This window comes from Apibacter sp. B2912 (genome assembly GCF_009827835.1).
GTDB lineage: Bacteria > Bacteroidota > Bacteroidia > Flavobacteriales > Weeksellaceae > Apibacter.
The window spans coordinates 1-8,123 of sequence record NZ_WINV01000009.1; the positions used below are offsets into that span (position 1 = coordinate 1).

Consider the following 8,123-nt stretch of genomic DNA (forward strand, 5'->3'; position numbering starts at 1 on the left):
AAACCTCATGAATAATTAATATTTGAAATGTTTGATCATTTTGTTTAGATTATCCGGACATTGAAAAATATGATTATAATATTTTTATTGCTTGGTTTATTTTACAACATTTTAGAGGTTATAAACCTTTCATAACCAAAATATCATTTACAAGCAAATTTTAATATATGAAAGTTTTTTTTTATCTGCTAACCAAATGGAATTTGTTAGAATTATTAATTATCCTGATAATTTCCTTTATGCTGTTTATTTTATATTTTGGTGGATTTCCTTACGGAGAATGGATAGCCATAAATATATATCCTTTTATTGCAGGGATTACTTCTTGGATAATTGTTAAAATAATAGCTTTTATATTTAAAATAAAGATTACTTTAAAATATAATTTATTTATGTTTTTGGTTAATGTTCTATTATGTATGGTTTTTATATATATTTTAATAAAGTTATAAATATTATTTTTATAAGACCTATAATTTTCATAAATCATAAGATTAATGTATGAAGATATATAATCTATAAAAGAATTAATAAAATGTAATTTTATGATAATTTTCAGGTAGTTCTGCAAAAACTCATTAAATAATGATATAATTAGTTGAAAACACTTTCCGATTTTCTAAGGTGAAAGATACTCCAAAATTGTTTCAAAAAAATAGTTGGAGCAACTATATAAGTGTAATGTTTTAAACCAAGAAAAGAATAATATGAAATACTATAAAATAATAATTTCTACAATAATTATATACATTTTAGCATGTTTTTCTACTTATTTTTCTATGCAAGAATACTCTAATGAGATTTCATCATCATGCTTTAATTGTTCATATAGCAGAGATATTATTTTATCTTCTGCTTATATTAGCCTTATTTTTATTATATTAATTTTTTTAAAAAAAACATTAAAGAAAAACTGGAATATTTCAATATATTTTTCAGTTATATATTTAATACTAGTTTTTTTTAATAATTATAATATTTTTTTAGATAGAGTTTCAGCATGGAGTACATATACTTTATTGGATGAATTTTTAAGTGTATTAACAAGCTCTTTTCTTTATTTGAACATTAGTGCCGTATTAGTATTCATTACATTAAAATTATATAAATTTTAATATAAAACTTTATTAGTTTTTATTAAATATAACCTACAATTTTATATCAGTCAAATTTTATTTTTATAGTTAAAAGCTTTTTGCAACTAAAATTTTTATTTACTTGAATCTTAAAAAGGAATAATTGGTTATATAAAACATATAAGTATGCAAGGAGGAAATATAGTACGCAAAATAGGAGGAGAGAGTATAAAACGAGCAAAAGAATCAATAACTCTTACAGCCAATGGTGGAAATTTAACCTTTAATGCCAGAAAAAAGGTTACTATGGTAGGAAGAAATGGCGGTGTTCAATATTTAAATGATTATACCCCTCCACCGCCATTGCGCGTGGTAAAACTGGACGGACCTTTTGATGAAAAAGGACAGAAAGTTTCTTGTATTAAAAAAGGTATATCATACCAATACAAAATAGTAAATTTCAATAGACAGCCTAAACCACATGAATTAATAAGAATTAAGTGGGCTACCCAATTTGATGAAGGAGAGATTATATCTAAATATCCTCAAAATAACGGAAAACAAGAAGTAAAATTTTGGGTACCCAAAGATGTTAAAAATTCTAAATTCAGTGTATATGCCTACTTGGAAAAGCCTTGTAAGGATGTTAGTATTGAAATAGATCTTTTTGAAGTAAAATTTCCAATTCTAATTATACAAAGCATTGGAAGAAAAGGTAAAAAAACAATAGTAATAAATAACAAAAAAACAAGTTCAAAACAAACGGCAGATGATTTGTTGTATAACGATTATACAGAAGATGAAGCTGGTTATAGAAAACTAAGAAATCAGTTAGACAGGAGACATATAATGTACATAAACAAGAAGGAAGGTTTGATATAATTTCAAGAAATAACTATGCAGATAATAAAGCTGATAAACTTATTAAAAAAGTGAAAGAATTTTCCAAAAAAACAGATATTGAGTTGTTTAAAATTTTTGAAAATAACGCTACAATTATTTTTTCAATGGGGAATTTGAAAGATAATATAAAAAGAATGATTTTAAAGATGAAAAATAATGAAGGAGGTGAATATTCGCATATTGATTTAACAAATGCTGTTATTGAACATGAAAATACCATAAAATTTATTAATAATGTAAAAAAATGGACTGTTTCTTATCTAAAGTTGGAAAAGTTTAAAAATAATCCTGAAGATTTGAGAGTAATAGGTGATTCCGAAGGAATTATTTATAATTCAAGCTTTAGTTCAAAAGTGGGTAAACCTCGTTTTAATAATAATTTTGATAAATTTTCAGGAATTCAAATTGCTATAAATGATGTATGGGCCTATAAAATTTATCTTTCAAAATATTATTTAAATAATAATGAACCTCATGGGGAATTATTATTTGAAATGTTTGATCATTTTGGTCTAGATTATCCCGATATAGAAAAATATGATAATGATATTTTTATTGCTTGGTTTATTTTACAACATTTTAGAGGGTATAAACCTTTTATAACCAAAATATCATTTACAAGCAAATTTTAAAAGAATGAGGAACATATCTTTATTAATTAGTAAAAAAAGCTTATTAGAACTAATAATAATCTTAATATATATTCAATTTATAAATTATATAATATTTAGTTCTTTTGCTCTAGATAATTGTTTTCATATAATCATGTTTTTTATACTTCCTTCATTACTAACCTGGCTTTTATTTGAACTTTTTTTGAGTTTTATAGGAAAAGCCATGAAGTATAAAATTAAGTTTAGGTTTTTATACTCAGTATTAATTATTCCCTTAGGATACATAGCATTCTATTCTATAATATTTATAATTTCATTATTTATAGGAATACCTTAAATAAAAATATAATTATAAAATTTAGTATATTTTCTGAATTTAATCTTGAATTAAAATCTAAACAATGAAATCTATAAATCAGTAAAATCGAAAAAAATAAATATAAGGTAAAAAATCAAAATGTATATAGGCGATTGGTATGGAGCTGATTGGGGAGATATTAATGGAGGTAATTTATCTGAGTTTTTTAAAGAAATAAAAATTGATTCAATAAAAGATTTAAGCAATCCTTCAGATTTGATAGAACGCATAAAAGAGGCGAAAAAAAGACCTTTCAAACTGAAAGGAAATGTAGCGAGTTTAAATGCTTTTTTTTGGTTACAACATTACTATGGTTGCCATCCATACGAAACCGAAATAATTTATCAAGATACTAACTACTTACAATTATGAAAATACGGATCATTAATTATCTAATTGTTTTATTGATAAGTATTGGGACAATTTATTGTGCGGATAATAAAAGTAATCAGCAAAATGTATCCCCGAAAATTGAAAGTTTGCAAGATACATATAATACTAAATTTTATTACATAAAAAATTTCAAAGATGAAGAAATTTGTATAAAATATATTTTTGATTTTACTAAAAAAGAAAAAGGTTGGATTGTTATATTAACTAATAAAGATGATGTATTTTTCGATGATGGAATTCCATATTATAAAGATAGAGTAAGCCAAATATTTAGTTTCTTTAGACATAGAGAAAGTTTGGAAAATAAAGGTATAACTGTTAACTTTTTAGAAAACAAATCCATTTCATTTATCATAAAAAAGGAAAATAACCAAACATTTTTAAGTTCAGATTTTGAAACATTAACGGTTAATACGGTGCAGAATTTTTTAGACTATGCAGAAAAGGACGAAAGTAAAAAAGAAACAGAAAATTATATTTATATTTTATACAACAAAGATAATCAGGAAAAAATGAAATTAAAATACCACGATAAAGGAGCATGGTTTGAAGTGGAGATATTATAAATTATGACGATAAGGGTTTGGTAGAAATAACACAAACGGTTAAGGTAGACTTGGAAATTGAAGAAACCCAACCCGGGCGTTTTAAAATAGATACTACCATGTATATAGGGGATTGGTACGGCTCAGATTGGGGAGACCTTAACGGTGGTAAAAACTATGAAGAAATATACTCAAAACTGATGAATCAGTTTACCGATTTAGGGAAAGCACTAATGGCACAAAACATAGCTATTGCGGCAATGTCCGGCCGACTAAATGAAATGAAAGGTCATAAAAAAGGAAACATGTCCTGTTTGAACGCTTTTTTCTGGCTTCAATACCATTACGGATACCTTCCCGGATATGAAAAAAAATATAAACCTTTTGAAACCGAACTGGTCTATAAATCCGTAGATTATTTAACCATTAATAGAAGGAAATAATACTATGAAAAAAAATAAATTTATATATATAATTATTATTTCTTTTTTCCTGCTCCTTGCTGTTTTGGTAAATTGTTATCCCCCAAATAAGCCTAAAGGAAAACCTAATATTTATCATTTACGTGACACCTATCTTGGTCATTATTATGTGTTTGATAATTTTCAGGATAACGAAAACTGTGTAAAATACCTATTTAATTTTGCTGAGAAGAATAAAGGCTACCTGATTATTATGACCCATAAAAATATGTATAAGTTTTACGAAGGGGGGGCAGATCCAATAGATACAATTGCACATAAGTTCACTTTTAATAGAGAAGATAATCAGTATGATGATAATAACATCCGGAATTTTAGAATTAGTGTAAATTATTTGGAAGAAACTAAGCTCCATTTTAAAATTGAAGAAGGAAGAAATAAAGATAAAAATTTTGTAAAAAAATTATCTGCTGATTTTGATAGTCTAAATGTAAACATAGTACAGAATTTTTTGAATTACTCCACTTTTGAAGACTATAAAACCCGCAAGCGATTTGAAAATTGTATCTATGAATTATATAATAAAAAAGACTCTCTTAAAATCAGGCAAGTATATCACAATTTTGGAAAATGGTTTGAAATAGATATTTTATAGTAATGTTTATTACGGCTTAATGGAAGGAACTCAAAATGGGAGGAACTCAAACCATAAAGATAGAATTGGAAATTGAAGAAGATAAACCGAGGAGATTTTTAGTGAAAACTAAAATGTATATAGGTGATTGGTATGGAGCAGACTGGGATGATGTAAATAGGGTTGTAAAAGGAAGTGTGCATAGCCTTACGGCATTTTTTTGGCTACAACATCATTGCAGTTATCAACCATTTGAAACTGAAATTATTTATCAATCATTGGATTTTATAAGGATATGAGAAAATTAAAATACTATATATATCTTATTTTTTGTCTTTTATTTTTTTTAGATTGTTCAAATAAACCACCTAAAATTTACCATTTACAAGATACTAATAATAAGAACTGTTATGTATATGATGGTTTTAAGGATGATGAAAAGCATATCAAATATTTATTCAATTTTGTAAAACAGAGAGAAGGATATTTTGTTATTGTTACTAATAAAAATGCAGTGAAATTTGAAGATGAAGATGCTTTTTTTAATTATAATAACTCTGATGTTTTTAGTATAAGGAATGTTAAATATAAATATGAATTTATATCTTTAAGGCCGGTAATAAGGCTTAAAGAAACGTTTTTTTCAAAAGAAGTAATGTTGAAATCTTACACGACACAATTTACAAGCGAGTACACCAATATAAATATTAATGTTCTTCAAAATTTTATAAATCTTTGTTATGATCAAGAAGTAATTCAAAAATATAAATCTTATACTTATGAACTGTATAATAAAAATAAAGTAAAAAAAGTAGTAATTAATTACCATAATTATGGAGAATGGTTTGAAATTGATATTTTATAGTGATGTTTATTATGGCTTAATGGGAGGCGCAAACTGTTAAGGTAGAATTGGAAATTGAAGAAATCGAACTCGGACGCTATAAAATAAACACCACTATGTATATAGGGGACTGGTATGGCTCCGATTGGGGAGACCTTAACGGAGGTAAAAACTATAACTATGAAGAAATATACTCAAAACTGATGAATCAGTTTACCGATTTAGGGAAAGCACTAATGGCGCAAAACTTAGCTATTGCGGCAATGTCCGGCCGACTAAATGAAATGATAGGACATAAAAAAGGAAACATGTCCTGTCTGAACGCCTTTTTCTGGCTTCAATACCATTACGGATACCTTCCCGGATATGAAAAAAAATATAAACCCTTTGAAACCGAACTGGTCTATAAATCCGTAGACTATTTAATTATTAACAGAAAGAAATAATACAATGAAAAAAAATAAATTTATATATATAATTATTATTTCTTTTTTCCTGCTTCTTGCTGTTTTGGTAAATTGTTATCCCCCAAAAAAGCCTAAAGGAAAACCTAATATCTATCATTTATTGAGTAATTATTATGGACAATTTTATGTATTTGATAATTTTCAGGATAATGAAAATTGTATAAAATACTTATTTAATTTTGCTAAGAAAAATAAGGGCTACCTGATTATTATGACTAATAAAAACACTTACAAGTTTGATGATGGGGTGCCTTTTATTCAAGATACTGTTTCTTTAATATTTGCTTTCAGTAGAGAAAGAGAATTAGATGGAAATGATACTAACAACCGTAATTTTCATATACGAACAAAATCTAATCCAACTCAAATAAATTTTAAAATTGTACAAGGAAGAAATAATGAGAAGATTCCCTTAAAAAAATTATCTGCTAATTTTGATAGCCTTAATGTAAACATTATACAGAATTTTTTGGATTATTCATTTGATGAAGATTATATAGTTCGCAAACAATCCGAAAAATATATCTATGAATTATATAATAAAAAAGATTCTCTTAAAATCAGGCAAGTATATCACAATTTTGGAAAATGGTTTGAAATAGATATTTTATAGTAATGTTTATTACGGCTTAATGGGAGGAACACAAACCATAAAAGTAGATTTGGAAATATCCGAAATGGAAAAAAATAAGTATAAGGTAAAAACCAAAATGTATATAGGCGATTGGTATGGAGCTGATTGGGATGATATTAATGGGGGGAATTTATCTGATTTTCTTAAAGAAATAAAAATCGATCCGATAAAAGATTTAAGCAATCCTTCAGATTTGATAAAACGCATTCAGGCGGCAGGAAAAAAACACATGAGACTTAAAGGAAATGTACCTAGTCTAAATGCCTTTTTCTGGTTACAACATTATTATAGTTGCTATCCATACGAAACCGAAATTATTTATCAAGATACTAATTATATACAATTATGATAAAACGAATAATTTGTATACTGTTTTTAATTTTTAATATAGGAGTTACTTCTTGTTCTTATAATAATAGTTATCAGGAATGTAAAAAAGAAATTAATAATGTTTTATCTCCTGAAATAATACATTTGAAAGATACTTATTATTATAAGTATTTTTTGTTTAAAACTTTTATAGATAATGAAAGTTCAATAAGGTATTTGTTTAACTACATAAAGAGTACTTATGGCGATAAATGGATATTAACTAATGATAATGGGGTAACATTTGAGGATGGATCAGCTATATTAAACACAAATTATCAAAGATTTTCAATAGATAATATTAGAGATAAATTTTATTATATAAAAGTAAACTTTTTAAAAAATACACCTATTTCATTTATCATAAAAAAGGAAAATAACCAAACATTTTTAAGTTCAGATTTTGAAACATTAACGGTTAATACGGTGCAGAATTTTTTAGACTATGCAGAAAAGGACGAAAGTAAAAAAGAAACAGAAAATTATATTTATATTTTATACAACAAAGATAATCAGGAAAAAATGAAATTAAAATACCACGATAAAGGAGCATGGTTTGAAGTGGAGATATTATAAATTATGACTATAAGGGTTTGGTAGAAAGAACACAAACGGTTAAGGTAGACTTGGAAATTGAAGAAGATAAGCCGAGGAAATTTTTAGTAAAAACTAAAATGTATATAGGTGATTGGTATGGAGCAGATTGGGATGATGTAAATAGGGTTGTAAAAGGAAGCGTGCATAGCCTTACGGCATTTTCTGGCTACAACATCATTGCAGTTATCAGCCTTTTGAAACTGAAATTATTTACCAATCGTTAGATTATTTAACATTATGAAAAAAATAAAATTTTTCTTATTTTAC

13 protein-coding genes are annotated in these 8,123 nt (G+C 25.9%); all 13 read left to right on the forward strand.

Features of this window, described 5'->3' with window-relative positions; translation table 11 throughout:
- Positions 1-1,262 precede the first annotated feature (1,262 nt).
- The 13 genes from GFV01_RS09865 (at position 1,263) to GFV01_RS09925 (ending at position 8,080) form a co-directional block, all read left to right on the forward strand.
- Positions 1,263-1,958 carry a hypothetical protein gene (locus tag GFV01_RS09865; protein ID WP_160567146.1) on the forward strand — a complete coding sequence of 232 codons (696 nt, stop codon included), beginning with the start codon at positions 1,263-1,265 and terminating at the stop codon, positions 1,956-1,958.
- Entirely contained in the window at positions 1,958-2,611 is a 654-nt protein-coding gene (locus GFV01_RS09870) for a DUF3289 family protein (RefSeq protein WP_370513744.1), read from the forward strand. The genes GFV01_RS09865 and GFV01_RS09870 overlap by 1 nt, the downstream gene beginning before the upstream one ends.
- Positions 2,612-3,050: 439 nt before the next feature.
- Positions 3,051-3,323 carry a hypothetical protein gene (locus tag GFV01_RS09875; protein ID WP_160567152.1) on the forward strand — a complete coding sequence of 91 codons (273 nt, stop codon included), beginning with the start codon at positions 3,051-3,053 and terminating at the stop codon, positions 3,321-3,323.
- On the forward strand, positions 3,320-3,910 hold the full coding sequence (locus GFV01_RS09880; protein WP_160567155.1) for a hypothetical protein: 591 nt from the start codon (positions 3,320-3,322) through the stop codon (positions 3,908-3,910). Before GFV01_RS09875 ends, GFV01_RS09880 begins: the two co-directional genes overlap by 4 nt.
- A gap of 17 nt (positions 3,911-3,927) precedes the next feature.
- On the forward strand, positions 3,928-4,332 hold the full coding sequence (locus GFV01_RS09885) for a hypothetical protein (protein ID WP_160567158.1): 405 nt from the start codon (positions 3,928-3,930) through the stop codon (positions 4,330-4,332).
- A gap of 4 nt (positions 4,333-4,336) precedes the next feature.
- Positions 4,337-4,966: a hypothetical protein gene (locus GFV01_RS09890; protein WP_160557430.1), complete on the forward strand. Its 630-nt coding sequence runs from the start codon at positions 4,337-4,339 to the stop codon at positions 4,964-4,966.
- 35 nt (positions 4,967-5,001) lie between these two features.
- Entirely contained in the window at positions 5,002-5,244 is a 243-nt protein-coding gene (locus GFV01_RS09895; protein WP_160557429.1) for a hypothetical protein, read from the forward strand.
- Positions 5,241-5,810: a hypothetical protein gene (locus GFV01_RS09900; RefSeq protein WP_160557428.1), complete on the forward strand. Its 570-nt coding sequence runs from the start codon at positions 5,241-5,243 to the stop codon at positions 5,808-5,810. Before GFV01_RS09895 ends, GFV01_RS09900 begins: the two co-directional genes overlap by 4 nt.
- Positions 5,811-5,857: 47 nt before the next feature.
- Positions 5,858-6,235, forward strand: a complete 378-nt coding sequence (locus GFV01_RS09905) for a hypothetical protein (protein ID WP_160567161.1) — start codon at positions 5,858-5,860, stop codon at positions 6,233-6,235.
- A 4-nt stretch (positions 6,236-6,239) separates the two neighbouring features.
- Positions 6,240-6,869, forward strand: a complete 630-nt coding sequence (locus tag GFV01_RS09910; protein WP_160567164.1) for a hypothetical protein — start codon at positions 6,240-6,242, stop codon at positions 6,867-6,869.
- 19 nt (positions 6,870-6,888) lie between these two features.
- Positions 6,889-7,239, forward strand: coding sequence for a hypothetical protein (locus GFV01_RS09915; RefSeq protein ID WP_160567167.1), 351 nt, complete (start codon positions 6,889-6,891; stop codon positions 7,237-7,239).
- Complete coding sequence (locus GFV01_RS09920) at positions 7,236-7,835, forward strand: hypothetical protein (protein WP_160567170.1); 600 nt, start codon at positions 7,236-7,238, stop codon at positions 7,833-7,835. Before GFV01_RS09915 ends, GFV01_RS09920 begins: the two co-directional genes overlap by 4 nt.
- 17 nt (positions 7,836-7,852) lie before the next feature.
- On the forward strand, positions 7,853-8,080 hold the full coding sequence (locus GFV01_RS09925) for a hypothetical protein (protein ID WP_160567172.1): 228 nt from the start codon (positions 7,853-7,855) through the stop codon (positions 8,078-8,080).
- The last annotated feature ends 43 nt before the right edge of the window (positions 8,081-8,123 follow it).